The 26,336-nt window shown below is 71.8% G+C and carries 24 protein-coding genes; 21 read left to right on the top strand and 3 right to left on the bottom strand.

The window, feature by feature from the left end; translation table 11 throughout:
* Window positions 1-31 precede the first annotated feature (31 nt).
* The 4 genes from JOE55_RS02935 (at window position 32) to dapF (ending at window position 4,300) form a co-directional block, all read left to right on the top strand.
* Window positions 32-751 carry a regulatory protein RecX gene (locus tag JOE55_RS02935; RefSeq protein ID WP_338125410.1) on the top strand — a complete coding sequence of 240 codons (720 nt, stop codon included), beginning with the start codon at window positions 32-34 and terminating at the stop codon, window positions 749-751.
* Window positions 752-878: 127 nt separating this feature from the next.
* Complete coding sequence (gene miaB, locus JOE55_RS02930; RefSeq protein ID WP_040560749.1) at window positions 879-2,372, top strand: tRNA (N6-isopentenyl adenosine(37)-C2)-methylthiotransferase MiaB; 1,494 nt, start codon at window positions 879-881, stop codon at window positions 2,370-2,372.
* Window positions 2,369-3,295, top strand: a complete 927-nt coding sequence (gene miaA / locus JOE55_RS02925) for a tRNA (adenosine(37)-N6)-dimethylallyltransferase MiaA (RefSeq protein ID WP_024290172.1) — start codon at window positions 2,369-2,371, stop codon at window positions 3,293-3,295. The genes miaB and miaA overlap by 4 nt, the downstream gene beginning before the upstream one ends.
* A 117-nt stretch (window positions 3,296-3,412) precedes the next feature.
* A complete protein-coding gene (gene dapF, locus JOE55_RS02920; protein WP_204783182.1) occupies window positions 3,413-4,300 on the top strand; it encodes a diaminopimelate epimerase in 888 nt (295 codons plus the stop codon).
* Between the two features lie 113 nt (window positions 4,301-4,413).
* Here the strand turns inward: dapF and JOE55_RS02915 are convergent, their stop codons facing one another.
* On the bottom strand, window positions 4,414-5,049 hold the full coding sequence (locus tag JOE55_RS02915; protein WP_204781973.1) for a class I SAM-dependent methyltransferase: 636 nt from the start codon (window positions 5,047-5,049) through the stop codon (window positions 4,414-4,416).
* Between the two features lie 179 nt (window positions 5,050-5,228).
* On the opposite strand from JOE55_RS02915, the gene hflX reads away from it, so the two are divergent.
* The 3 genes from hflX (at window position 5,229) to JOE55_RS02900 (ending at window position 10,798) form a co-directional block, all read left to right on the top strand.
* Window positions 5,229-6,968, top strand: coding sequence for a GTPase HflX (hflX, locus tag JOE55_RS02910; RefSeq protein ID WP_204781972.1), 1,740 nt, complete (start codon window positions 5,229-5,231; stop codon window positions 6,966-6,968).
* Between the two features lie 2 nt (window positions 6,969-6,970).
* Entirely contained in the window at window positions 6,971-9,055 is a 2,085-nt protein-coding gene (locus tag JOE55_RS02905) for an ATP-dependent DNA helicase (RefSeq protein WP_338125409.1), read from the top strand.
* A gap of 102 nt (window positions 9,056-9,157) precedes the next feature.
* Entirely contained in the window at window positions 9,158-10,798 is a 1,641-nt protein-coding gene (locus JOE55_RS02900; RefSeq protein WP_204781971.1) for a DASS family sodium-coupled anion symporter, read from the top strand.
* Between the two features lie 75 nt (window positions 10,799-10,873).
* Here the strand turns inward: JOE55_RS02900 and lexA are convergent, their stop codons facing one another.
* A complete protein-coding gene (lexA, locus tag JOE55_RS02895) occupies window positions 10,874-11,650 on the bottom strand; it encodes a transcriptional repressor LexA (protein ID WP_235586845.1) in 777 nt (258 codons plus the stop codon).
* Window positions 11,651-12,035: 385 nt separating this feature from the next.
* Between lexA and JOE55_RS13005 the strand changes: the two genes are divergently transcribed.
* The 7 genes from JOE55_RS13005 (at window position 12,036) to JOE55_RS02860 (ending at window position 17,250) form a co-directional block, all read left to right on the top strand.
* Window positions 12,036-12,623: a LysM peptidoglycan-binding domain-containing protein gene (locus JOE55_RS13005; RefSeq protein WP_239546404.1), complete on the top strand. Its 588-nt coding sequence runs from the start codon at window positions 12,036-12,038 to the stop codon at window positions 12,621-12,623.
* A gap of 69 nt (window positions 12,624-12,692) precedes the next feature.
* A complete protein-coding gene (locus tag JOE55_RS02885; protein ID WP_204781970.1) occupies window positions 12,693-13,877 on the top strand; it encodes a histidinol-phosphate transaminase in 1,185 nt (394 codons plus the stop codon).
* Window positions 13,878-13,947: 70 nt separating this feature from the next.
* Complete coding sequence (gene hisB, locus JOE55_RS02880) at window positions 13,948-14,580, top strand: imidazoleglycerol-phosphate dehydratase HisB (RefSeq protein WP_006214515.1); 633 nt, start codon at window positions 13,948-13,950, stop codon at window positions 14,578-14,580.
* Window positions 14,581-14,621: 41 nt separating this feature from the next.
* Window positions 14,622-15,380 carry an imidazole glycerol phosphate synthase subunit HisH gene (hisH, locus tag JOE55_RS02875; protein ID WP_204783181.1) on the top strand — a complete coding sequence of 253 codons (759 nt, stop codon included), beginning with the start codon at window positions 14,622-14,624 and terminating at the stop codon, window positions 15,378-15,380.
* Window positions 15,377-15,544 (top strand): DUF945 domain-containing protein, encoded by a 168-nt coding sequence (locus JOE55_RS02870; protein WP_137803089.1) that lies wholly within the window; start codon window positions 15,377-15,379, stop codon window positions 15,542-15,544. The genes hisH and JOE55_RS02870 overlap by 4 nt, the downstream gene beginning before the upstream one ends.
* A 40-nt stretch (window positions 15,545-15,584) precedes the next feature.
* A complete protein-coding gene (gene priA / locus JOE55_RS02865; protein WP_204781969.1) occupies window positions 15,585-16,352 on the top strand; it encodes a bifunctional 1-(5-phosphoribosyl)-5-((5-phosphoribosylamino)methylideneamino)imidazole-4-carboxamide isomerase/phosphoribosylanthranilate isomerase PriA in 768 nt (255 codons plus the stop codon).
* 4 nt (window positions 16,353-16,356) lie between these two features.
* Complete coding sequence (locus JOE55_RS02860; RefSeq protein ID WP_204781968.1) at window positions 16,357-17,250, top strand: SseB family protein; 894 nt, start codon at window positions 16,357-16,359, stop codon at window positions 17,248-17,250.
* An 18-nt stretch (window positions 17,251-17,268) separates the two neighbouring features.
* On the opposite strand, the gene JOE55_RS02855 is transcribed toward JOE55_RS02860, so the two are convergent.
* A complete protein-coding gene (locus tag JOE55_RS02855; protein WP_006214520.1) occupies window positions 17,269-17,766 on the bottom strand; it encodes a DUF1844 domain-containing protein in 498 nt (165 codons plus the stop codon).
* A gap of 945 nt (window positions 17,767-18,711) precedes the next feature.
* Between JOE55_RS02855 and infC the strand changes: the two genes are divergently transcribed.
* From infC to pheT, 7 genes are all read left to right on the top strand, one after another.
* Window positions 18,712-20,124, top strand: coding sequence for a translation initiation factor IF-3 (gene infC, locus JOE55_RS13270; protein ID WP_024290182.1), 1,413 nt, complete (start codon window positions 18,712-18,714; stop codon window positions 20,122-20,124).
* A gap of 162 nt (window positions 20,125-20,286) precedes the next feature.
* Window positions 20,287-20,481, top strand: a complete 195-nt coding sequence (gene rpmI / locus JOE55_RS02845; RefSeq protein WP_006214522.1) for a 50S ribosomal protein L35 — start codon at window positions 20,287-20,289, stop codon at window positions 20,479-20,481.
* Window positions 20,482-20,594: 113 nt separating this feature from the next.
* Entirely contained in the window at window positions 20,595-20,984 is a 390-nt protein-coding gene (gene rplT / locus JOE55_RS02840) for a 50S ribosomal protein L20 (protein ID WP_006214523.1), read from the top strand.
* A 13-nt stretch (window positions 20,985-20,997) separates the two neighbouring features.
* Window positions 20,998-21,942, top strand: a complete 945-nt coding sequence (locus tag JOE55_RS02835) for a TrmH family RNA methyltransferase (protein WP_024290183.1) — start codon at window positions 20,998-21,000, stop codon at window positions 21,940-21,942.
* Window positions 21,939-22,448, top strand: a complete 510-nt coding sequence (locus tag JOE55_RS02830; protein ID WP_204781967.1) for an NUDIX domain-containing protein — start codon at window positions 21,939-21,941, stop codon at window positions 22,446-22,448. Before JOE55_RS02835 ends, JOE55_RS02830 begins: the two co-directional genes overlap by 4 nt.
* 143 nt (window positions 22,449-22,591) lie before the next feature.
* Complete coding sequence (pheS, locus tag JOE55_RS02825) at window positions 22,592-23,725, top strand: phenylalanine--tRNA ligase subunit alpha (protein WP_024290185.1); 1,134 nt, start codon at window positions 22,592-22,594, stop codon at window positions 23,723-23,725.
* A 1-nt stretch (window position 23,726) separates the two neighbouring features.
* Complete coding sequence (gene pheT, locus JOE55_RS02820; protein ID WP_024290186.1) at window positions 23,727-26,327, top strand: phenylalanine--tRNA ligase subunit beta; 2,601 nt, start codon at window positions 23,727-23,729, stop codon at window positions 26,325-26,327.
* The last annotated feature ends 9 nt before the right edge of the window (window positions 26,328-26,336 follow it).

The following is a 26,336-nucleotide window of genomic DNA, read 5'->3' as shown; positions in this document are numbered from 1 at the left end:
CCAGAGACAAAGCTCAGGAGCGCCGATCCTCGTGGACCCAGACGACCTGCCCGTGCAGGACAGCGATCAGCTGCCGCAGGACACGCTGGCGAATGAGCTCGGCGAGTCGGACTACGACCGCCGCCGTCTCAGAGCCCAGCAGCGCGCCCGCCGCATGGGGCGTGCCGTGCGCAGCGACCGCGACATGCCCTCGGATCCCACGGAGGCCGCTGAGCAGCAGGAGCAGCTGCATGAGACGGCGCGCGCCATCGTGCTGCGCCAGCTCACCGCCTCGGCCAAGTCGCGCCAGCAGCTCGAGGACAAGCTCGCGGACAAGGACATCCCGGAGTCCGTGGCACGGGCGGTGCTGGATCGCTTCGAGCAGGTCGAGCTCGTGGACGATCAGGCGTTCGCGCAGTCCTACGTCCGGCAGCGGGCGGAGACCCGCAAGCTGGCCCGCCCGGCCCTGCGCATGGAGCTGCAGCGCAAGGGCGTGGACCGGGACCTCGTCGAGCAGGCCCTCGCCCAGCGCACCGATGACGACGAGCGGGCGGATGCCGTGGAGCTCGCGCGCCGCAAGCTGCCGTCGGGTCCGGCGCTTCAGGCGCAGCTGGCAGATCGCGAGGCCAAGCAGAAGCTCATCCGCCGCATGGTCTCCGCCCTGGCGCGCAAGGGCTACGCCCCAGGGCTGGCCTTCGAGGTCGTGCGCGGCGTGCTGGACGACCACGGCACCGGCGATGACGGCCTGCTCGAGGAGCCGGAGAGCCTCTGAGGAGGAGGGCCTCGGCTCGGGTGCAGCGGGGGAGCGGGAGATTTGACCGACTCACTATCCTTGTCGCGTGACTCCCCGCCTCGATACCGCCCAGACCGGCCCCTCCACGCTCGCCCCCGAGGTCCCCGTGCTCGAGGCCCCGCGCTCCTATGAGGTGCGCACCTTCGGCTGCCAGATGAACGTCCACGACTCCGAGCGGATCTCCGGGATGCTCGAGACCGCCGGCTACGTCCCCGCCCAGCCGGAGGACGAGCCGGATCTCATCGTGTTCAACACCTGCGCGGTGCGCGAGAACGCCGACAACAAGCTCTACGGCAACCTCTCCCAGCTCGTGGGACCCAAGAAGCGCAACGAGCGCATGCAGGTGGCTGTGGGCGGATGCCTGGCGCAGAAGGACCAGGATCGGATCCTGGAGACCTCACCGGTCGTCGACGTCGTGTTCGGAACCCACAACATCGGCTCCCTGCCGACCCTGCTCGAGCGCGCTCGGCACAACGAGGACGCGCAGATCGAGATCCTCGAGTCGCTGGAGACCTTCCCGTCGGCGCTGCCGACCAAGCGGGACCAGGCCTACGCGGGCTGGGTCTCGATCTCGGTGGGCTGCAACAACACGTGCACGTTCTGCATCGTGCCGTCGCTGCGCGGCAAGGAGGAGGACCGTCGGCCCGGCGACATCCTGGCCGAGGTCCAGGCGCTCGTGGATCAGGGCGCGGTCGAGGTCACCCTGCTGGGGCAGAACGTGAACTCCTACGGCGTCTCCTTCGGCGACCGCCAGGCCTTCTCCAAGCTGCTGCGCGCCTGCGGGCAGATCGAGGGGCTGGAGCGCGTGCGCTTCACCTCCCCGCATCCGGCCGCCTTCACCGACGACGTCATCGACGCCATGGCCGAGACCCCCAATGTCATGCCGCAGCTGCACATGCCGCTGCAGTCCGGGTCGGATCGGGTGCTCAAGGACATGCGCCGGTCCTACCGCTCCGCCAGGTTCCTGCGGATCCTGGAGAAGGTCCGCGAGCAGATCCCGCACGCTGCGATCACCACCGACATCATCGTGGGATTCCCTGGTGAGACCGAGGAGGACTTCCAGGACACCCTCGACGTCGTCGAGCGCTCCCGGTTCTCCTCGGCCTTCACCTTCCAGTACTCCGTGCGCCCGGGCACTCCGGCAGGCGAGCGCGAGGACCAGCTGCCCAAGGAGGTCGTCCAGCACCGCTACGAGCGCCTGGTGGCCCTGCAGGACCGGATCGCCGCCGAGGAGAACGAGCAGCTGGTGGGCCGCACCCTCGAGCTGCTGGTCACCGCGGACACGGGGCGCAAGTCCGAGGCCACCCATCGCCTCTCGGGGCGCGCACCCGACCAGCGCCTGGTCCACTTCTCGGTGCCCGAGGGCGAGCAGGCCCCGCGCCCGGGTGACTTCGTGACCGTGCCCGTGACCCGGGCGGCCGCCTATCACCTGATCGCCGATCCGCAGCCCGGCCAGTACCGGCTGCGCCGCTCGCGCGGCGGGGATGCCTGGGAGCGCGAGCAGGCCGCCTCCTGCGCAGCGCCGAGCGGCGGTGCCGCCGGCGGCGCGGGCGGTGCGGTGAGCCTCGGCATGCCGTCACTGCCCGTGCGCGGAGCGTGAGCGCAGCGCCTCAGGTCCCGGCGGGCCAGCTGCCGGTCGTCGGGATCGTCGGGCCCACGGGGACCGGCAAGTCGGACCTGGCGATCGCCCTGGCCCAGCGCCTGGACGGGGAGGTCGTCAACGCCGACTCCATGCAGTTCTACCGGGGCATGGACATCGGCACCGCCAAGGTCACGGAGGCTCAGCGCCGGGGGGTCCCGCACCATCTCCTGGACATCCTGGACGTGCACCAGGAGGCCTCGGTGGCCCGCTTCCAGCGCGCAGCCCGGGAGTGCTTCGAGGACATCCGCTCGCGCCGTCGCGTGCCGATCCTGGTGGGCGGCTCGGGCCTCTACGTGCGCGCCGCGCTCGATGAGATCGAGTTCCCCGGCACCGACCCGCAGGTCCGCGCTCGCCTGATGCAGGAGCTGCAGGACCACGGCGAGGGGCCGCTGCGCCGACGGCTGCAGGAGGCCGATCCTGCCTCCGCCCAGCGCGTGCACGACGACCGCCGCCTCATCCGGGCGCTCGAGGTCCTGGAGGTCACCGGGCGGCCGTTCACGTCGTTCATGCCCACGCGCACGTATCACCAGCCTGCCCTGCAGATCGGTCTGGACACCGATCGCGCCGTGCTGCATCAGCGCCTGGCCGATCGCGTGCAGGCCATGGCCGAGGCCGGTCTGGAGGGCGAGGTCGCGCGCCTGCTGCCGCTCGGACTGCTCGAGAGCCCCACCGCAGGTCGTGCGCTGGGCTATCCGCAGTTCGCCGACGTCGTGCTGGGGCGCACCGATCGCGCACAGGCCATCGAGGCCACGACCGTGGCCACCCGCCAGTTCGCCCGACGCCAGCTCACCTGGTTCCGCGCCGATCAGCGCGTGCACTGGCTCGAGGCCGGTGCCGAGGACCTCGTTGAGCAGGCCCAGCGGATCCTCAGCGCGGACTAGCATGCTGGGGTGGACGCCCGCACACCGACCCAGGAGGACGACCCCGTGACTGCCGAGACCACCACCGAGACCGCTTCCGCGCCGGAGGCCCCGTCGGTCTTCGGCGAGCTCAGCGGGATGGAGTTCCTCAAGGGCCACGGCACGGGCAATGACTTCGTGCTCGTGGTGGACCCGGACGGGCAGCTGCTGCTGGGCGACGACGTGCTCCGACGGGCCTGCGACCGTCACCAGGGCATCGGCGGCGACGGCTTCATCCGCCTCATCCGCTCCTCGGCGCTGCCCGAGGGCCGCGAGCTGCTCGAGCAGGACCCGTCGGCCGAGTGGTTCATGGACTACCGCAACGGGGACGGCTCGATCGCCGAGATGTGCGGCAACGGCGTGCGCGTGTTCGTCCGGGCGCTGCTGCAGCAGGGACTGGTGGATCTGGGGGAGGGCGCCATGCTGCGCATCGGCACCCGCGGCGGCCTCAAGACGGTCGCCGCCACGCCCGACGGCTTCGCAGTGGACATGGGGCCGTGGGGATTCATCGACGGCGACCGGGCGCGCGAGCGGGGCTCCGACGCCGTCGTGACGGCCCAGGGCCTGAAGGTCCCTCGTCCGGGGGTCTCGATCACCATGGGCAACCCGCACACCGTGGTGGCGCTGGCCGAGGGCGAGAAGCTCGATCACCTGCAGCTGTGGACCCAGCCGGAGGTGAGCCCCACGCCTCCCGACGGCACCAATGTGGAGTTCGTGGTCCCGGCCGACGACGAGGGCGACGGCATCGGCCGGCTGCGCATGCGCGTCCACGAGCGCGGGGTGGGGGAGACCCAGTCCTGCGGCACCGGGGCCTGCGCCGCCGCGGCAGCGACGCGGTTCTGGGCGGGGGCCTCGGCACCCGATGAGTACCTGGTCCAGGTGCCCGGCGGCATCGTCTCGGCGACCTTCGTGCCCGGGCCGGACGGCGCCGAGCATGTGGTGCTGGCCGGACCGGCAGAGATCGTGGCGCGCGGCGTCTTCGCCTGAGGCGCCCTCAGCGGGTTGCACGGGCGGCCGAATCTGCCCTGGACACGGCTCGACGAGCAGCGTCCCGGGGTATTGCTGGAGTCCTCCGGCGCGGCGGCCGCCGGCTGGAGTGATCAGCCCCGGGTGACGGCGAGGATCCGGAAGCCCTTGGCGGTCGCCGTGCGCCGGACCTCCCAGGGCCCCTCGGCGGCCTCCGGCAGCGCGGTGGCGAGCCAGGACTGCAGGGTGTCCGCACCCAGGTTCTTCTGCACCACCAGCCAGGCGGTGCCGCCGGAGGCCAGGCGCGGCAGCCACAGCAGCAGCAGCTCGTGCAGCGCCTGCTTGCCGATGCGGATCGGCGGGTTCGACCAGATCGTGTCGAACCGGCGGTCGTCGGGGACGTCCTGGGGGCGCAGAGCCTCCACGCCAGTCAGACCCAGGGCCGTCGCGTTGTCGCGGGTCAGACCCAGGGAACGGTCGTTGACGTCCACGGCCGTCACCCGTGCCCCCGGCTGTCCAGCCTGAGCCATGGCGATCGCCACCGGGCCCCAGCCGCAGCCCAGGTCCAGCAGCTCGGCGCCCGTCGGATCGGGGACTTCGTCGAGCAGGATCGCGGTGCCCTTGTCCAGGCCCTTGGGGGAGAACACCCCGCCGGCGGTCTCGACGGAGACCTCCCGGCCGCGCAGCTGCACCCGGATCCGCGAGCGGCGCTCCTCGTCCTGCGGAGTCGTGAAGTAGTGGGCGCCAGGGGTCTCGGACATGGGGACCATGGTAGGTCGCCGGGCGATGGGCTCGCGGCCCGGCCGCTCCCGACGGCGGCCCCGGATCCGCTGCACAGGCGCCGTTGCGGAACAAACCGCGTCCGTGCTGCGCTGTAGCCTTGATCGAGCCTCTGCGGCCTCATTCCCCGAGCCCGCACACGGCGTGTCAGACCACACGAAAAGGATCCATGACCCACATCCCCGACAGCGGTGCCGAGCCCACCGGCACCACGCCCACCGATCAGCAGCTCGAGGACGTCGTCGCTCGCGTGCTCTCGCGCGCCCAGCAGCGCCGGGACCGGGACGACCGGTCCGCCCCCGACGATTCCGGCTCGGAGGCAGGGACCTCCCAGGAGGCTGCCGAGGGAGCTCCGGCAGGCGGCGGGCGCCGCGATGTCCTGAGCGGACGCGCCCGCGAGCTCGCGGACCGGAGCGTGCACACCGACGCCGACGGCGCCCAGATGGAGCTGTCCGAGCGGCAGTCGCTGCGCCGCGTGGCCAACCTGTCCACCGAGCTCGAGGACATCACCGAGGTCGAGTACCGCGAGCTGCGCCTGGAGAAGGTCGTGCTCGCCGGGCTGTGGACCACCGGCATGGCCTCCGAGGCGGAGAACTCCCTGCGCGAGCTCGCGGCCCTGGCCGAGACCGCCGGCTCCGAGGTCCTCGACGGCATCATCCAGCGCCGCACCAACCCGGATCCGGCCACCTATCTGGGCTCGGGCAAGGCCCTGGAGCTCAAGGACATCGTGGCGGCCACGGGGGCGGACACCGTCGTCGTGGACGAGGAGCTGGCCCCGTCGCAGCGCCGCGCCCTGGAGGACGTCGTCAAGGTCAAGGTCATCGACCGGACCGGACTGATCCTGGACATCTTCGCCCAGCACGCCAAGTCCAAGGAGGGCAAGGCCCAGGTCGAGCTGGCCCAGCTCGAGTACATGCTCCCGCGCCTGCGCGGCTGGGGCGAGAGCCTCTCCCGCCAGGCGGGCGGTCGCGCCGCGGGCGGCGAGGGCATCGGCTCGCGCGGTCCCGGTGAGACCAAGATCGAGATGGACCGCCGCCGGATCCGCGCACGCATGGCCAAGCTGCGTCGCGAGATCGCCGCCATGAAGCCCTCGCGCGAGGCCAAGAGGCTGAACCGCCGTCGCAACTCGGTGCCCTCGGTCGCGATCGCCGGGTACACGAACGCGGGCAAGTCCTCGCTGCTCAACCGGCTCACGGATGCAGGAGTGCTCGTGGAGAACGCCCTGTTCGCCACTCTGGATCCCACGGTCCGCAAGGCCGAGACTCCGGACGGCATCGGCTACACGCTCTCGGACACGGTCGGCTTCGTGCGATCGCTGCCCACGCAGCTCGTCGAGGCCTTCCGCTCGACCCTCGAGGAGGTCGCCGACTCGGATGTGATCGTCCACGTCGTGGACGCCTCGCACCCGGATCCCGAGGGGCAGATCCGCGCGGTCCACGAGGTCCTCGCGGATATCGACGCCCTCGACCTGCCGGAGATCATCGCGCTGAACAAGGCCGATGCGGCCGACCCGTTCGTGGTGCAGCGGATGCGCAACACCCACCGCGACGTCGTCGTCGTCTCGGCCCGCACGGGCGAGGGCATCGACGAGCTCAAGCAGCGCATCTCCGAGGCGATCCCGCGCCCCGATCACGTGCTGGACCTGCTGGTCCCGTACACCGACGGCGACATCGTCTCGCGGCTGCACGGCTGGGACGCCGAGATCCTGCGCACCGAGTACCTGGGCGAGGGCACGCACCTGCTCGTGAAGGTGCGCGAGGACCTGGCCGGCGAGCTGCAGCGCTATGTGTGGCAGGACGCCCAGCAGTTCGGGCAGGGCGTGCCCGGCGACGGCACGGACGCCGCGGCCTCGGACGCAGCAGACGCCGGCTCCGCTGAGCAGGCCGCCTCCGGCGCCGAGGCGCGCTGAGCGTGGAGGGGGCCAGCACGGGATTCCGGGATGCCTCCGGACGCCCCGTCGTGGACATCCGCCCGGAGTCGCTGCCCGGCGGAGCCGACGCGCTGCACCTTCTGGACACGGCCGTCGAGGCCCTGGGGGGTCAGCGCCGCGACGGCCAGCGCCTGATGGCGGGCAAAGTCGCCGAGGCCCTCGAGCTGAACCGCCACCTGCTGGTCCAGGCCGGCACGGGCACCGGCAAGTCGCTGGCCTACCTGACCCCGCTGGTCCAGCACGCGCGCACGGCCGAGCGCCCCGTGGTGGTCGCCACCGCCACGCTCGCGCTGCAGTCCCAGGTGGTCGGCCGAGACGTCCCCCGCCTGCTCGACGTCCTGTCGGAGGAGCTGCCGGAGGACCTCGAGGTCGCGCTGCTCAAGGGCCGCAGCAACTACGCCTGCCTGCACAAGATCGAGGGCGGCTATCCCGAGGACGAAGGCGGCGCCCTGTTCGCCATGCCCGACGACGGCCCGCATCCCCCGGCCGCATCGAGCTCCCGCGCCGGACGGCTAGGGCTGGAGGTCAAGCGCCTGCGCGAATGGGCGGAGGTCACCGATACCGGCGACCGGGACGACGTCACCCCGGGCGTCACCGACGCCGCCTGGCGGCAGGTCTCCGTCTCCGCGCGCGAGTGCCTGGGCCGCAGCTGCCCGCTCGTGGAGAGCTGCTTCGCCGAGCTCGCCAAGGCCCGGGCGGCCGAGGCCGACATCATCATCACCAATCACGCCCTGCTGGCGATCAACGCCTTCGAATCCATCCAGGTCCTGCCCGAGCACGACGTCGTGGTGGTCGACGAGGCCCACGAGTTGCGGGACCGGGTGACGGGAGCCGTCTCTGGAGCCATGTCCGCGGCCACGGTGCGCTCGGTGGCCGCCTCCGTGCGCAAGCACACCACCGCCAAGCACGAGGAGCTGGCCTCCGGGGCGGATGATCTCGAGAAGGCCCTCGAAGGCGTGCCGGCCGAGCTGCTGGCCAGGGGGCTGACCGAGCCGATGTCGGCGGCCGTCGCCCGCATCCGCGAGGCCGCACGCACCGCGCTGTCGGAGACCAAGCCCGAGTCCAAGGACGGCGGGCGCGACACCGACGGCGGCCGGCAGATGACGCGATCGCGGCTGAGCGAGACCCTCGAGCTCGCGGAGCGGCTGCTCGGCGCGCACGAGGCGCGCGAGGTGATGTGGCTGTCGCGCCAGGGCGGCTGGGAGCCCGGCCGCGGCTACGTCCCGGCCGATGACTCCGATCCGGCGACCCTCAGCATCGCGCCGCTGAACGTGGGCGGGCGCCTGCGCGAGGGCCTGTTCGAGGGCCGCACGGTCGTGCTGACCTCGGCTACCCTGACGGTGGGTGAGTCCTTCGACGCCGTGGCCGGCGATCTGGGACTCAAGGGCTCCGGTGCACCGAAGTGGGACGGCATCGACGTCGGCAGCCCCTTCGACTACCCGCGCCAGGGCATCCTCTACATGGCGAAGCACCTGGACAAGCCCGGGCGTCAGCTCTCCGACGGGATGCTGCAGGAGATCCAGGATCTGCTCGAAGCCTCCGGCGGGGGAGCCCTCGGGCTGTTCTCCTCGCGCCGAGCGGCGGAGGAGGCCGCGGAGGTGATGCGCGAGCGAACCGGCCTGTCGATCCTGTGCCAGGGCGAGTCCACGCTCAGCGCGCTCGTCTCCCAGTTCGCCGAGGAGCCGGACACGTCGCTGTTCGGGACCATGGGGCTGTGGCAGGGAGTCGACGTGCCCGGCGACTCCTGCCGTCTGGTGCTGATCGACCGCATCCCGTTCCCGCGCCCGGATGATCCGCTGTCCACGGCGCGCACCCGCGCGGTCGCCGACAGCGGAGGCAACGGGTTCATGGCGATCTCGGCCACACACGCCGCTGTGCGCCTGGCCCAGGGAGCGGGTCGACTGATCCGCTCCACGAGCGATCGCGGCGTGGTGGCGGTGCTGGACTCGCGGATCGCCACGGCGCGCTACGGCGGGTTCCTGCGCGCCAGCCTGCCTCCGCTGTGGACGACGACCGACCGGAAGACCGTCCACTCGGCGCTGCAGCGGCTGCACGGCCAGGACTGAACCGGCCGGGGCAACCGCGCGCAATCCATACCTACTGCGTTTCGATCCATGTGACTCTGGATATCAGAAGAGTCCGCTCTATCGACGAAGAAGGAGCTCATCATGGCCGATGCGCGCAGCGGCGCGGACGCAGCGGGAAGATCTCGCGGGGACGGGGGGAATCCGTCCCGGCTGCGGACGGCGGCGCGTCGACGGGCCAAGGCAGGGCAGGAGGCCCGCTCGGAGGAGCGCGCCACCGCCGAGCTGCGCTCCGAGAAGTCCCGCGGACCGCATTCCCGCAAGGCCCACCTGAGCATGCGCCCGGTGTGGCTGGGGCTGGCGATCATCGTGCTGGCCGTCGTCGTGCTGATGCCGACCCCGGACGGGCTGAGCGTCTCCGGCCAGCGGGCCCTGGGCATCCTGGCCTTCGCGGTGATCCTCTGGGTCACCGAGGCCGTGTCGTACCCCGTGAGCTCGGTGATGATCATCGGGATCATGGCCCTGCTGCTGGGGGCCTCGCCGGCACCTGACGGCTCGGGGGAGGCGCTGGGGACCAGCGATGCCCTGGGCTATGCCCTCGCCGGCTTCGGCTCCTCGGCGGTGGCGCTCGTGGCGGCGGCGCTGGCGCTGGCTGCGGGCATGCAGGCCACCGGGCTGCACAAGCGCATCGCGCTCGTGGTGATGAAGCACGCGGGGGAGAAGACCAGCCGCATCCTCATCGGAGCGATCATCATCTCGATCGTCCTGGCCTTCTTCGTCCCGTCGGCGACCGCTCGGGCCGGGGCCGTGGTCCCGATCCTCATCGGCATGGTCGCGGCCTTCGGGCTGCCGACCGAGTCCCGGCTGGGCGCGCTCATGGTCATCACCGCGGCGCAGTCGATCTCGATCTGGAACATCGGCGTGCAGACCGCCGCAGCCCAGAACCTCGTGGCCGTCGGATTCATCCAGGAATCCATGGGGGCCACGATCTCCTGGCCGCAGTGGTTCGCCGCCGGCGCTCCCTGGGCTGCGGTGATGTCCGTGGTGCTCTACTTCGTGATGCGGGCCACCATCAAGCCCGAGATCGACCGTCTGGAGGGCGGCCGCGAGATCGTCCAGAAGTCCCTGACGGAGCTCGGGCCCATGACCGGGGCGGAAAAGCGCCTGGCGGCTGTGGCCGTCATCCTGCTGGCCTTCTGGTCCACCCAGGGCTCGCTGCACGACATCGACGCCACCACCGTGACACTGTGCGCCATCGGCGTCATGCTGCTGCCGCGCATCGGGGTCTACTCCTGGAAGACCGTGGAGGAGCTCGTGAGCTGGGGGACGCTCGTGGTCTTCGCGGTCGGCATCTCGCTGGGATCCGTGCTGCTGGAGACCGGGGCAGCGGCATGGCTGTCGGCGGCCGTGTTCGACGGGCTCGGGATCACGGGTCTGCCGGTGCTCGCGATCATCGCGATCGTCGGCGCGTTCACGATCCTGATCCACCTGGGATTCGCCTCGGCCACCTCCATGTCGAGCGCGCTGATCCCGGTGTTCATCGCCCTGGCCGTGTCGATCCCGGACCTGCCCGGCGAGGGCGTGGGCTTCGTGCTGATCATGCAGTTCCTGATCTGCTTCGGATTCCTGCTGCCGATCTCCGCCCCGCAGAACATGCTCGCCTACGGCACGGGCGCGTTCACCACGCAGCAGTTCCTGCGCACCGGCATCCCACTGACGATCGCCGGCTATCTGCTCATCCTGCTGTTCTCGGCCACGTACTGGCAGTGGATCGGGCTGCTGTGACCGGCAGGGGATGAGCGACGAGCGGCTGAGGACGGATCCGTCCTCAGCCGCTCGTCATGGCGGTGATCTGCGTGTTCAGAGGCTGCGCAGGACCGAGACGACCTTGCCCATCACCGTGGCGTGATCGCCCAAGATCGGCTCGTACTGCGAGTTCTGCGGAAGCAGCCAGGTGTGTCCGTCGCGCTGGCGGAAGGTCTTCACCGTGGCCTCGTCGTCCAGCAGGGCCGCCACGATCTCCCCGTTCTCGGCGGTGGCCTGAGCGCGCACCACGACCCAGTCGCCGTCGCAGATGGCGGCATCGATCATGGAGTCGCCGGAGACCCGCAGCATGAACAGCTCGCCGTGGCCGGTGAGCTGGCGCGGCAGGGCCATGCGGTCCTCGACCTGCTGCTCGGCGGTGATCGGGGTGCCGGCGGCGATCCTGCCGACGAGCGGCACGAACGAGACGTCCGCGGAGCCGATCGACGGCAGGTCGTCGTCCAGCTCCGGCGCCTCCGAAGCGGCCGGAGCCTCGGCGACGGCGGAGGCGGCCTCCGCCTCGGGATCGCCGAGCAGATGCAGGGGCACCAGGACCTCGAGGGCGCGCGGGCGCTTGGGGTCGCGGCGCAGGTAGCCCTGCCGCTCGAGCTGATTGAGCTGGTGGGTCACGCTCGACAGGGACTTCAGGCCCACCAGGTCGCCGATCTCGCGCATGGACGGGGGATAGCCGTGGGCGGCGACGGCGCGCTGGATGACCTCCAGGATCGTGCGCTGCCGCGGGGTCAGGCCCTTGCGCCGGGAGGACTCGGAGCCCGTCGCCCGGGCCGTGCCGCCTGAGCCGCGCTGCGTGCGACCGGTGCCGCTGGCTGCCATGTCCGTCCTCGTCTTCCGTCGATGGGCGCCTCCGGATCGCCGGGTGCGCTGCGTGCTGGGCCGCGGCGACGCGCTCGCGCCGCGCCGTGGCCGCCTTGTGGTGTCTGAGCGGTTGCGTTGACTCGTCCTCGAGGCCCCGCCAAGGGCCTCCGACCTGCACAGTCCTCCCGCTGAGGCTACGTGAGCCGGACGTCACCTTCAAACATCTGTTCGATCGTGTCTCGACACGAGTCGTACACAGGTGCTAGAAATGGTCGCAAGCAGTTCGAACACGTATTCGAGAACCGGGATCGGGTCTCGAATCCGACAGAGGTTCGAACACGGGAGCGGCCACCACCCGCACCGTCTGTCACCGTCCGTCCCTCGGCAAGAAGGAGTGCATCCCATGTCCGTGATCAGCACCGCTGTCCTGTCGCACTCGTCCTCCACCGGCAGCATCCCCCTCGTCAGCGCCCTGCGCAGCGGGGGCCGCGCCTTCGCGCAGGAGCTCTCCTCCGCCGTGCCCGCCCTGCGCCGACGCCCCGCTGCGCGGCTCAAGGAGTCGGAGGGGCGCCGTCCGGCTCTGCGCGTCATTCCGGGCGGTCGCGCAGCTGCACCGCAGACTCGGACCCTGCCCGCCGTGAAGGAGCCGGAGGCCTCCGCACCGGCGCCATCCGCGTCCTCGCCCATGCGCCTGACCCGCCGCGGGCGGCTGCTGCTGATCGGCCTGCCGACCATGCTCGGCGTGCTGGCCGCGGCCGCACTGCTGGTCGTGCTGATCGCACCCTCCCACGTCACCGCCGGAACCGAGCCGGCCGAGGGCCCCGGGGTCGACTCCGTGACCGTCCAGCCCGGTCAGAGCCTCTGGGAGGTCGCTCAGCAGGCCGAGCCGCAGCGCGACACCCGGGACGTCGTCCTGCAGATCGTCGAGCTCAACGAGCTGGACTCCGCCCAGGTCTCCCCGGGCCAGCAGGTGCTGGTTCCCGCGGCCTGAGCCGGAGGACGGTGGGTTCGGCCGCCGTCGGATGCTGAAGGCCCCGTCCGCGCCTCGTAGACTGTCCTGGTGACTTCTCAGAGCGCGACACCCAGCACCGAGGGCGCCACGCGAGCCGAACGGCTCGCCTCGCTTCCCCTGCGCCACGACCTGCGCGGCAAGTCCCCCTACGGGGCGCCGCAGATCGACGTCCCCATCGCCCTGAACACCAACGAGAACACGCATCCGGTGCCGCAGGACGTCCAGGACGCCATCGTCGCCGAGGTCTCGCGGGTCGTGGGAACCCTCAACCGCTACCCGGACCGCGAGTTCACGCAGCTGCGCCGCGAGCTGGCCGAATACCTGGGCCACGGCCTGGACCAGGACAACATCTGGGCCGCCAACGGCTCCAACGAGATCCTCCAGCAGCTCATGCAGGCCTTCGGCGGCCCCGGTCGTCGTGTGCTGGCCTTCGTGCCGTCCTACTCCATGTACCCGCTGCTCTCGGCCGGCACGAACACGGAGTTCATCCCGGGCGTGCGCGCCGAGGACTTCACGCTCAGCGCCGAATCGGCCGCCGCACAGGTCCGCGAGCACCGCCCGAGCATCGTGCTGCTGTGCTCGCCCAACAACCCCACGGGCACCGCGCTGGAGGACGACGTCGTCGATGCCGTCTACCGCGCCGGCGAGGAGTCGAACACCGTGGTGGTGGTCGATGAGGCCTATGCCGAGTTCTCCCGCTTCCCGGAGCGCACCGCGCTGCGCCTGCTCGAAGGCCGTCCGCGCCTGGTCGTCAGCCGCACCATGTCCAAGGCCTTCGCCCTGGCCGGTGCGCGGATCGGCTACTTCGCCGCCGCACCGGAGATCGCCGATGCCGTGCGTCTGGTGCGCCTGCCGTATCACCTCTCCGCGGTGACCCAGGCGACCGCTCTGGCGGCGCTGCGCCATCGCACGACTCTGCTCGCCGACGTCGCCGACATCCGCATGCAGCGCGACCGGATCGTCGATGACCTCAAGCGGATGGAGCTGGACCCGGCGGAATCGGACTCCAACTTCGTGTTCTTCGGCGGCGGCATCGACGCCCCGGCCCTGTGGCAGGACCTGCTGGATCGAGGCGTCCTGATCCGCGACGTCGGCATCCCCGGGCACCTGCGCGTCACCGCCGGCACCGAGGAGGAGACCACCGCGTTCCTCGACGGCGTCCGCGCGCACCTGGAGGACCGGTCCGCCGCTGCGAGGGACTCCGAGACAGAGCAGGACCCCGCGAACCGCTGAACCGCCCGCCGCTGACGCCCTCGCACGTCGGCCCGGCACAGAATCCCATCCCGCCGCAGGAGGCCCCATCATGAGCGATCAGCCCACCACCGCAGCGAGCGACGGCGCACGCACCGCCTCGCTCGAGCGCGTGACGTCGGAATCCAGCATCCGCGTCGAGCTGAACCTGGACGGCACCGGCCAGCACTCCATCTCGACCAGCGTGCCGTTCTACGACCACATGCTCACGGCGCTGTCCAAGCACTCGCTGATCGACCTGACGGTCCAGGCCACCGGCGACACCCACATCGACGTCCACCACGTCGTGGAGGACACCGCGATCGTGATCGGCGAGTGCCTGCGCACCGCCCTCGGCGACAAGCGCGGGATCGCCCGCTTCGGCGAGGCCTCCGTGCCGCTGGACGAGGCGCTGGCCCACGCGGTCGTCGACGTCTCCGGGCGCCCGTACTGCGTGCACGTCGGCGAGCCCGAGGGCCAGCAGTACCACTTGATCGGCGGGCACTTCACCGGCTCCATGACCCAGCACGTCTTCGAGTCGCTGACTCATCACGCCGGGATCTGCCTGCACATGGAGCTGGTGCGCGGGCGGGATCCGCATCACATCGTCGAGGCCCAGTTCAAGGCACTGGCCCGTGCGCTGCGCGCCGCCGTCGAGCCGGACCCGCGCGTCACCGGCATCCCCTCGACCAAGGGCGCGCTGTGATCCGCCGCCCGGAGGACGCGGTCGACGACAAGGGCCGCACGATCCCCGCGCCGCACACGGTGGGGGAGCTGCTGCCGCAGGAGCCGGCCTCGTCGGCGCCGTCCGTGGTCGTGCTCGACTATGGTGCCGGCAACGTCCGCTCGGCCGTCCGCGCGCTCGAGGAGGCCGGTGCCCGCGTCCTGCTCACGAGCGATCCGGAGCTGGTCTCCGGCGCCGACGGCCTGCTGGTTCCCGGAGTGGGCGCCTACGAGGCGGTGGCCGAGGGCCTGCGCAAGATCGGCGCGGTGCGTCTGATCGAGCGCCGGCTCATGGGCGGGCGCTCGGTCCTGGGCATCTGCGTCGGGCTGCAGGTCCTGTTCGAGCGCGGCGTGGAGCACGGCACGGAGACCGAGGGCCTGGGCCAGTGGCCGGGCACGGTCGAGCGGCTGGACGCCCCGATCGTCCCGCACATGGGCTGGAACACGGTCGAGCCGCCCGCGTCCAGCGTGCTCTTCCGCGGCATCGAGCAGGAGCGCTTCTACTTCGTGCACTCCTTCGGCGTGCTGAAGTGGGAGTTCGAGCAGAACAGCGAGCACATGCTCCCGCCGCAGGTCACCTGGTCGCGCCACGGAAGCCCCTTCATCGCCGCCGTGGAGAACGGGGCGCTGTCCGCCACGCAGTTCCACCCGGAGAAGTCGGGCCAGGCGGGACTCCAGCTGCTGCGCAACTGGCTCGAGACGCTGCCGCGCACGGGCCGACTGGACGCGGCCCTCGCCGCGCGGGACGCGCAGACCGCTGGTCAGGAGGAGAGCGACGCATGAGCTGGGCCGTCATCGTCATGGCGCTGGGAGCCTTCATGGCCGGAGGCACCTACTCGTTCCACAAGCAGGGCTTCCCGCGCTACACCGTCGTGATCATGGGGGTCATCGCCGCCGCCCTGATCATCTACGGCGCCTTCGCCTGGTACACAGGCAGCCGCGGCTGAGCGCCCCCCCCGAGACATCCGCATTCGATCGAGGAGAGCAATGACCGAGAACACGAACCATGCCGAGCAGACCGGCCCGCGCCTCGAGCTGCTGCCCGCGGTGGACGTCCGCGACGGCCAGGCCGTGCGCCTCGTCCAGGGGGAGTCCGGTTCCGAGACCGGCTACGGCGATCCGCTGGAGGCCGCGCAGGCCTGGCAGGACGCCGGGGCCGAGTGGCTGCACCTGGTCGATCTGGATGCCGCATTCGGCACCGGGGACAACATCGACGTCCTCACGAGCGTGGCCCGGTCGCTGTCGCTGAAGATCGAGATGTCCGGAGGCATCCGCGACGACGCCTCCCTCGAGCGCGCGCTGTCGCTCGAGCCGGCCCGGATCAATCTGGGCACTGCCGCGCTCGAGGATCCCGAGTGGACCCGACGGGTCATCGCCGAGCACGGAGACGCCATCGCCGTGGGCCTGGACGTGCGCGGCACCACGCTGGCCGCCCGCGGCTGGACCCAGGAGGGCGGGGACCTGTGGGAGGTGCTCGAGCGCCTCGAGGCCGACGGCTGCTCCCGCTACGTCGTCACCGACGTCACCAAGGACGGCACGCTGAAGGGCCCGAATGTCGAGCTGCTGCAGCAGGTCGCGCAGCGCACGGGCAAGCCCGTCGTGGCCTCCGGCGGCATCGCTTCGCTCGAGGACATCGCCGCGCTGCGCCGCCTGGTCAGCTCGGGTGTGGAGGGCGCGATCATGGGCAAGGCCCTCTATGCCGGGCGCTTCACGCTCGAGCAGGCCCTGGATGTCGCGGGACGCCCGGAGGTCTGAGCCCGTGAGCAGTGCTCGGCCGAACGACGACCCTCAGACTCCGCGAGGGCCCGCGCGCGAGCTTCCCTCGCACATCCAGGCGCAGCTGCGCTCGGCAGGCGGGCAGACCGACACCGGGGGACAGCCGTGGCAGGGCCGCGACCTGGAGCACGGTCACGGTCATCTCTTCCCGGGCGACAGCGGCGCAGTCGACGCCGCGCTGGAGTCGGCCCTGGCGGCGCGCTCGCGGGGAGAAGCCGATGAGGCGGAGGTCGTCGCCGCGCTCGCAGCCGCCCGGGTCTTCGTGCCGGTGGTCGCCGAGGTCTCCGCCAGCACCGTCACCGACGAGGGGCTGGTGGCCGACAAGGAAGCGGACATGGCGCTGGTGCGGCTGTCCTCTCGCAGCGGTCGCAGTGTTCAGCCGGTCTTCGGCTCGGACGTCGAGGTCACGCAGTGGCACCGCCAGGCGCGGCCGGTGGCCGCCGATGCGCGGCGGGCCGCTCTGGCTGCCGTCCAGGACGGCGCCCAGATGCTCGTGCTGAATCCCGGCTCGGAAGCGCCCTTCGTGGTGCGCCGCCCGGCGCTGTGGGCGATCGCCCAGGGGATCGAGTGGACGCCGAGCTACGACTCGCCGGAGGTCTCCCGGGCCGTGCTCGATGCCGCCCTGGGACTGCCCGGTGTGGCCGGGGCCCACGTGCGGCGGGGCCGCGGCGCGGACACCCCGCTCGACGGCGGAGCATCGCTGCCCGGCGGGGGCGAGGGCCCGGAGCTGACCGCCGTGCTCGAGCTGCTGCCGGGACTGGACCAGGGGCAGCTCGACGGTCTGGTCCGGGCCTTCCAGGACAGGCTCGCCCGGCACACCGTGGTGGCCGAGGAGGTCGACAGCCTCGAGGTGGCCCTGGAGGCGCTCGAGATCTGAGGAAGCCGGCGGGTCAGCTCAGGAGAAGACGGGGCCCGTGAACTTCTCGCCGGGGCCCTGACCGGGCTTGTCCGGGTAGGTCGACGCCTCGCGGAAGGCCAGCTGCAGCGTGCGCAGGCCGTCGCGCAGCGGGCCCGCGTGCTGCGAGCCGATCTCCGGCGCTGCGGCGGTGACGAAGCCGGCCAGCGCCGTGATCAGCTTGCGGGCCTCGTCGAGGTCCTTGAGCGCCTCGGCATCCGGGCCCTCGGCCAGGCCGCACTTCACGGCGGCGGCGGACATGAGGTGCACCGCAGACGTCGTGATGACCTCGATCGCGGGGACCTCGGCGATGTCGCGGACCTGCTGGGTGACGGCGTCCAGGGCTTCCTGGCTCAGCGGGCTGCCCTCGTGCGGCGCCTGGGCATGGTCGTGATCGGCATGCTCGGGCTGCGCGGAATCCTGGGCGGGCTGCTGCGCTGCGGCCCGGGCGTCGTCGTCCGAGGCGCCGTCGAAGCGGAAGGTGCTCTGAGAAGTCATGGCCCCAGCCTAGGTGCTGCGGGCGATCACGTCGGCGACGCTTGCTCAGCCGGCCCGGGCCCCTGCCCCTGCCCGCACGAGCCCCGTCCGAGCGGTTCCGCCATCGACTGGCCGGATCGTCACTGCTTCCGCGCTGAACCGGTGACGACTCGGCCACTGGATCGAGGTGGGGTGAGCAATCGGCCCCTCACGGGACGCCCGCATCCTCGACGCCGTCCTCGAGCCGCCTCGTGATGCTCCATGCCCCGGCGAGGAGTTCTGTGGTCCCGGTCGCGAGTGGTCTGGCAGTGCGCGCCGTCCCGATGAGTGGCTTCGTGGCGATCCCCGTCCGATCGCGTGGTCTCGCGGTGCATCCATTCCGACGACTGGCTTGACGGTGGTCCTGTCCCGACGAGCGGGCTTGGGATGTACATGGACCCGTCGAGGGGCCTCGTGGTGTTCCCGTCCCCATCGAGGGGCCTCGTGGTGTGCTCGTCGGCCTCCGTGCGCACGCTGCGAGGCCACTCGAGTCGCCCACGATCTCAGACGCACTTCAGCGGGCCACTCGATGGGTTCGGCTGGATCGACGTCACGCTTCCGAGGCCGTCGAGGCGGACCTCGGGGCAGCGTGGAGGCTGCGGTGTCGGCTCGCTGTTGCAGCAGCACCGGTCATGCGGCCGGGGTGTGCGCCGAGGCAGGGTCGGTGTACGCATCGGCGTCCTGGGCGATCCGTCGATTCCTCGGCACCGGATGTCGCGCGTGGCCGGATCCTGCCCGCCGCAGCGTCATCCTGTCCCGGGGAGAAGCTTTCGTGTATGATGTTCGGCAGTGTGCAAGCGGAGGTGACTCCCACCCGCGCTGACCGCGATCTCAGGATCGACAGGGTCTCCGGGTCAAGACGACGCAGCAGCGTCCGCGCCGTGCCAGCAGAGATGCTGACGGCGTCCCCGTTCGTGCGGGGGGTCGGTGGTTGCCGATCCGGATGCCTCGGCCTCCGCTTGCCCTGGGCAGCGGAGGCTTTTTCGTTGCCATCCGCACCAGGGCGCGGAGCTCGAGCACAGTTCGGGGGCCGTCGCCGCAGATCGCCGGATCAGACCGGCACGACTATCTCAGGAGCAGAGCATCAGCGATCCACGCATCAATGAGAAGATTCGCGTCCCCGAGGTCCGCCTTGTCGGGCCGGCGGGCGAGCAGGTCGGCATCGTCCGCGTCGAGGACGCCATGCGACTGGCCCGTGAATCCGATTTGGATCTGGTTGAGGTCGCCCCCACCGCCAAGCCGCCCGTCGCCAAGCTGATGGACTTCGGCAAGTACAAGTACGAGGCGGCGGTGAAGGCGCGCGAGTCGCGCAAGAACCAGTCGAACACGAGCCTCAAGGAGGTTCGGTTCCGCCTGAAGATCGATGACCACGACTACGAGACCAAGGTCGGGCACGCCAAGCGCTTCCTGACCGAGGGCGACAAGGTCAAGGCCATGATCCAGTTCCGCGGCCGCGAGCAGTCGCGTCCGGAGATGGGCGTGCGCCTGCTCGGCAAGCTGGCCGAGGACCTGGAGGAGTTCGGCCAGGTCGAGTCCAGCCCGCGCCAGGACGGCCGCAACATGGTCATGGTCCTCGGTCCGCTGAAGACCAAGTCCGAGGCCAAGTCGGCTGCCCGCCGCGCCAAGGAGGCGGAGTCCGATCAGGAGAGCCGTCTTCCCTCGAAGGTGAAGTCCTCCCGTCGCGATCGCGAGCGCGATGCTCGTGAGTCCGGCGCTCCGGCCACCGGCGATGCCGAGAACCCGCTGCCCGTGGGCGGCAGCTCGATCGGGGAGTCGATCCCCGAGGAGCTGCGCGCGCTGGCTTCGGCCAAGTTCGAGGTGCCCGAGGGCGCCCCGCCGCTGAAGGTCTCCGAGGATCAGCCGCCCGTCGTGCTGCCCAAGGAGGACAAGCGCGAGCCCCGCGGCGGCGGTCGCGGTCGCCAGGGCGGGCCCCGCTCGAACGATCGCGGCGGCTCGGATCGCGGATCCGATCGCGGCGGCCGTCCCTCCGGCGGCTCGGGTCGGCCCTCGTCGGGCCGCCCGGACTCCGGTGGCGCCTCGCGCCCCAGCGGCGGTCGTCCGTCCTCGTCGGGTCCGCGCACCGGCTCGGATTCGTCCAGGCCCCCGCGCTCGACCTCCGGGACCCCGCGTCCGGCCTCGAGCTCGCAGGGCTCCGGGCAGGGCGGTTCGCCCCGTCCGGCCGGCGGCCCGGGCCGACCCTCGGCACCGCGCCCGTCGGGCGCCCCGACCCCCGGATCGACGCCCAGGCCCGCACCCAAGCCGGGAACGGCGCCCAAGCCGGGCGGCGGACCCAAGCCGGGTGGAGCGCCCAAGCCGGGCGGACCCAAGCCGGGGCAGTGACCCCGCTGCCCTGACATGAAAGCTTCGACCCGGTTCCGCAGGACGGGACCAGGTCGGTGACCGCGGAGTCGTCGGCTCACCCAGCCGATGACCCAGACCAGGCCGCCCCAGAGGCGGCGCACCGCGACAGCGGTGAGACCGACAGCAAGGAGACGGCCCACCATGCCGAAGATGAAGACCCACTCGGGTGCCAAGAAGCGCTTCAAGATCACGGGTTCGGGCAAGGTCAAGCGCCAGCAGGCCAACCGCCGCCACTACCTCGAGCACAAGTCCTCGCGCCTGACCCGCCGCCTCGCCGGCGACAAGATCGTGGCCCCGGGCGATGCCAAGGTCGTGAAGAAGATGCTCGGCCGCTGAGCCGAAGCACCTCGCAGAACATCCGCTGACGGTCTCGCCGCAGCACCCCTGAACACCGAGCGACCCCCGGCCAGGACCGAGACGAGTCGCTCCCGCACCGAAGGAGCACACACGTGGCACGTGTGAAGAGGGCGCTCAACGCCCACAAGAAGCGTCGTACGACCCTGGAGATGGCCTCCGGCTACCGCGGACAGCGCTCGCGCCTGTACCGCAAGGCCAAGGAGCAGGTCCTCCACTCGTACACCTACAACTACGATCACCGCCGCACCCGCAAGGGCGACTTCCGCCGGCTGTGGATCCAGCGCATCAACGCCGCCGCTCGCGCTCAGGGCCTGACCTACAACCGCTTCATCCAGGGCCTGAAGGCCGCTGAGGTCGAGGTCGACCGCCGCATGCTGGCCGAGCTGGCCGTCAACGACGCCCCCGCGTTCAACGCGCTCGTCGAGATCGCCAAGAAGAACCTGCCCGCGGACACTTCCGCTCCGCGCTCCGACGCGGCCTGATCCCGCTTCGAGCGTGAGCATCGCGCAGCGCCTCGCCGACTCCGCGCTGATCAATCCCGGTTCCGACCGGGTGCGATCGGTCGCGGGACTGGCGAGGCGCTCTGCGCGTTCCAGGGCCGGTCGATTCCTCGCCGAGGGCCCGCAGTGCGTCCGCGAGGCCCTGCGCGCGCACCTGGGGGAGTTCGACGCCCTCGTGCCTGCACCTCGGGACGGGGTGATCGACGCCCTCTACATCACCGAGCGCGCGCTGCAGCGCCACCCGGACATCGATCAGCTCGTCGAGCGCGTGCTCCAGGCCGAGGGCTCCCCGCGGGTCTTCGTGCGCATGGTCTCCGATGAGGTCCTTGCGGCCATGTCGGATGCCGAGCACCCGCAGGGCGTGCTGGCGGTGTGCCGGATCCCCGAGCTGACCTGGGCGCAGGTCGCCGAGCGTCGGCCCCGCCTGGTGGCGGTCATGTGCCGCGTGCAGGACCCCGGCAATGCCGGGACCGTGCTGCGCGCCGCTGATGCCGCCGGCGCCGATGCCGTGGTGCTCACCGCCGGATCGGTGGACCTGCACAACCCCAAGGTGGTGCGCTCGACCGCCGGCTCCCTGTTCCATCTGCCCGTGCTCACCGGCCTGGATCCGGCCGAGCTGGTCGGCCGCCCCGTGAGCGATGCCGCAGGCGGTGAGCTGCAGGTGCTGGCCGCGGACGGCTACGGCGCCCTGGATCTGGATGAGCTGCAGGATGCTTCGGCAGCTGGCCGGGAGGCGGCTGTCGAGCTGGCGCGCCCCACGGCATGGCTCTTCGGCAATGAGGCGCAGGGGCTGTCCGAGCAGGAGAAGGCCCTGGCCTCCCACCGCGTGGCGGTGCCGCTGCACGGGGCCGCCGAGTCGCTCAACGTGGGGACGGCGGCCACCCTGTGCCTCTACGCCTCCGCCCGCGCTCAGCGCCGCACCGCCGAGGGCGCCGCATGAGCCTGCGGCACGACGACGAGCGCACGTTCCGCACCCAGGTCGTGGCCGCCGCGCTGCTGGACGACCCGCACCGGCCCCAGCGGCTGATCGCGGCCCAGCGTGCCTATCCGGAGTCCCTGCGCGGGCTGTGGGAGCTGCCCGGAGGCAAGCAGGAGCCGGGGGAGACGGTCCAGGAGGCGCTGCACCGGGAGTGCCGGGAGGAGCTGGGTGTGCGGATCCGCCTGCTCGAGGAGGTCCCCGGACCCCATCGGCAGGGATGGCCGCTCAGCGAGTCGGCCGCCATGCGCGTGCGGACGGCCGTCGTCGTCGGAGCCGCGGAGCAGCAGGAAGCGGACGCCGACGCCCTGGGCACGGGCCGTCAGCCCGTGGGCGCGGATCATCTCGAGCTGCGCTGGGTGCGCATCGGCCCGGAGCCGATCGAGGGCCTCCAGAAGGCCGAGGCCCTGCCGTGGATCCCCGCGGACCTGCCGATCCTGGACGGCATCCGACGTCACCTGGCCGGCTGAGCAGGCGGCCGGCGACCCATGCGAGTCGCCCACAGGCACTGTGCCGGGGCCGGACGAGGGCCTTGCGGGGACTAGACTTGGACCGCCCGCGTTCTGGCGCCGGGCCGATGAACCGAACCCGAGAGCGAAGGCACCTGTCGCACATGTCTGAGAGCACACCGGAGGGCGGGCCTCAGCAGGCGCCCTCTGCCGCCGCCCAGGCCGAGACCCGGACCGGTCAGGCCGAGGCCCCGACCGTCGCGGAGTTCGATCCCACGGATGAGCAGGCCGTCGGCCGCGCCGTGGAGGAGGCCCTGGACGCTGTCCAGGCCGCCGCGGATCTCGACGAGCTCAAGGCGGTGCGCCTGGCCCACGCCGGCGATCGCTCGCCGCTGGCCCTGGCCAACCGGCGCATCGGCTCGCTCGAGAAGTCCCAGAAGGCCGCCGCGGGCAAGCTCATGGGCCAGGCCCGCGGCCGGGTGAACAAGGCGCTGTCAGCGCGCACCGGGGTGCTGGAAGCCGAGCGCGCCGAGCGCATCCTGGTCGAGGAGTCCGTGGACGTCACCGCCGCGAGCAGCCGTCGCCGGCTGGGCGGGCGCCACCCCATCAGCGCCATGATGGAGACCGCGCAGGACATCTTCGTGGGCATGGGCTGGGAGGTCGCCGAGGGCCCCGAGGTCGAGTCCGAGTGGTTCAACTTCGACTCCCTGAACTTCAAGCCGGACCACCCCGCCCGCGAGCTGCAGGACACGTTCTTCGTGGACCCGCCCGAGGCCCACCTGGTCCTGCGCACCCACACCTCCCCGGTCCAGATGCGCACCCTGCTGAGCCGTGAGCTGCCGGTCTACGTTGTGGCCCCGGGGCGGGTCTTCCGCACCGACGAGCTCGATGCGACCCACACGCCCGTGTTCCACCAGGTAGAGGGCCTCGCCGTCGACAAGGGCCTGACCATGGCCGATCTCAAGGGCACGCTCGAGCACTTCGCGCGCCAGATCTTCGGCCCCGATGCCCGGATCCGGCTGCGGCCCAACTACTTCCCGTTCACCGAGCCCTCCGCCGAGATGGACGTGTGGCACCCGCAGGCCCAGGGCGGTCCGCGCTGGATCGAGTGGGGCGGCTGCGGCATGGTCCACCCCAACGTCCTGCGCGCAGCCGGCGTGGACCCCGAGGTCTACTCGGGCTTCGCCTTCGGCATGGGCATCGAGCGCACGCTGATGTTCCGCAACGGGGTCCCCGACATGCACGACATGGTCGAGGGCGATATCCGATTCAGCCAGCACTTCGGAATGGAGGTCTGAGATGCGGGTTCCGCTGTCCTGGCTGCGCGAGTTCGCGCCGCTGCCCGAGGAAGCCACCGCCGAGCAGCTGCTGGAGACCATGGTCTCCGTCGGCTTCGAGGAGGAGGAGGTCATCCGCCCCGGCGATGAGCTCACCGGGCCCATCGTCGTGGGGCAGGTCCTGTCCCGCGAGCCCGAGGAGCACTCCAACGGCAAGACGGTGAACTGGTGCTCCGTGCGCGTGGTCCCGGAGGGCCAGCAGCAGACCCTGACCGGCGAGGGCATCGAGCCCTCCGGCGTGCAGGGCATCGTCTGCGGCGCGCACAACTTCGAGGTCGGCGACAAGGTCGTCGTGACCCTGCCCGGTGCCGTGCTGCCCGGCGACTTCCGGATCAGCCCGCGCAAGACCTACGGCCACACCTCGGCGGGGATGATCGCCTCGGCGCGCGAGCTGGGCATCGGCGAGGACCACGACGGCATCCTGGTGCTCGGCGATCTCGGCCTGGACCCCGAGCTGGGCACGGATGTGCGCGAGGTGCTGCAGCTCGACGAGTCCGCCGCCGACATCAACGTCACCCCGGACCGCGGCTACGCCCTGTCCATGCGCGGTGTGGCCCGCGAGTACTGCCACGCCGTCGGCGCTGCGTTCGAGGACCCGGCGCTCGCCCTGTCCGAGGCTGCACCCGCGCCGACGGAAGACGCGTTCCCCGTCGTGCTGGCCGACGAGGCGCCGATCCGCGGCGAGCAGGGCTGCACGCGCTTCGCGACCCGCGTGGTGCGCGGCATCGACCCGTCCCGGCCCACTCCGGTGTGGATGTCGACCCGTCTGCGCCTGGCGGGCATGCGCTCGATCAGCCTGCCCGTGGACATCTCGAACTACGTGATGCTCGAACTCGGCCAGCCGCTGCACTTCTACGACCTGTCCCGGGTCGCCGAGCAGATCACCGTGCGCCGCGCCCGTCAGGGCGAGCAGCTGACCACGCTGGACGGCAAGCAGCGCGCGCTGGATCCCGAGGACCTGCTGATCACCGACGCCACCGGCCCCATCGGGCTGGCCGGGACCATGGGCGGCGAGTTCGCCGAGGTCGGCGATTCCACGACCGACGTCCTGGTCGAGGCTGCGCACTTCGATCCCGTGTCGGTCGCGCGCACCGCGCGCCGCCACCGCCTGTCCTCCGAGGCCTCCCGGCGCTTCGAGCGCGGCGTGGACCCGCAGCTGCAGGCCGCCGCCGCCGAGCGCGCCGTCCAGCTGCTCGTCGAGCTCGCCGGCGGCACCGCCGGACCCGAGGTCGGCGACGTCCGCGTCGAGGAGGCGGAGGCGCCCGTCACCATCCGCCTGGACGCGGACTATCCCGCCCGGCGCGTGGGCGTGGACTACTCGGCAGAGCGCGTGGAGTCCCTGCTCACCGAGATCGGCTGCACGCTCGAGACGCTGAGCCCGGCCGTCGAGGTCGAGGAGGAGCCCAGCGCCGCCGGGCAGGACGGCTGGCTGGTCACGCCCCCGTCGTGGCGGCCCGATCTGCGCGAGCCCGAGGACCTGGCGGAGGAGATCGCGCGCCTGGACGGCTACGACAAGATCCCGTCGCGGCTTCCCGTCGCGCCTCCGGGACGGGGTCTGAGCGCCGAGCAGGCCGGTCGCCGGCGCGTGCTGAGCGCCCTGGCCGCCGCCGGCCTGACCGAGGTGCTCGCCTACCCGTTCACCACGCCGGCCGACAACCAGCTGTGGGCCTCGCCCGAGCCCGGGACCGAGGTCGACTCGGTGCGCCTGGCCAATCCCATCGCCGAGTCCCGCGGCGTGCTGCGCGCTTCGCTGATCCCCGGCCTGCTGGAGATCCTGCATCGCAACCGCTCGCGCGGGTTCCGCGATCTGCAGCTCTTCGAGTCGGGACTCGTCTTCCGCCCCGGCGCCCAGCTGGGCACCGGATCCATCCCTCCGGTCGGTCAGCGCCCGTCCGAGCAGGTCCTGGCCGATCTGCGAGGCGGGATCCCGGAGCAGCCCCTGCATATCGCAGCCGTCTTCGCCGGCGACGACGCCCCGGCGGCCCCGGGGTCCGACCCGCGAGCGCTGGGCTGGCGGGACGCCCTCGAGATCGCGCGTCTGGTCGGCGACGTCCTGGGCGTGCGCCTGAGCGTGGAGCAGGGCCGCCATCAGGCCTTCCACCCTGGGCGCACGGCGGTGCTGCGCCTTCCCTCCGGGGACCTCGTGGGCACAGCCGGCGAGCTGCACCCGCAGCTGGTCGCTCAGCAGGGCCTGCCCGAGCGCACGAGCGCCATGGAGCTGGAGCTGTCGGCGATCCTGGCCGCCCGCGACGGCGCGATCGCCGCCGAGCCGTTGAGCGTCCAGACCCCGGCCACGCAGGACGTCGCGCTCGTGGTGGATGCCGCTGTGCCGGCTGCCGAGCTGATGGTCACGATCCGCGAGGGCGCGGGCGAGCTCGTCGAGGACGTCCGCGTCTTCGACGTCTACCAGGGCGAGCACATCGAGACCGGGAAGAAGTCGGTGGCCCTGGCCATGCGGTTCCGGGCGCCCGATCGCACGCTGACGGCCGAAGAGGCCTCCGAGGCTCGCACGGCGGCGGTCGAACTCGCCGCGTCGAGACACGGCGCCGTCCTGCGCGGCTGAGCAGCCCGG

The organism is Kocuria palustris (genome assembly GCF_016907795.1).
Lineage (GTDB): Bacteria > Actinomycetota > Actinomycetes > Actinomycetales > Micrococcaceae > Kocuria > Kocuria palustris.
Note: the sequence above shows the minus strand (reverse complement) of the source record. Positions and strands in the feature narration are given on the sequence as shown.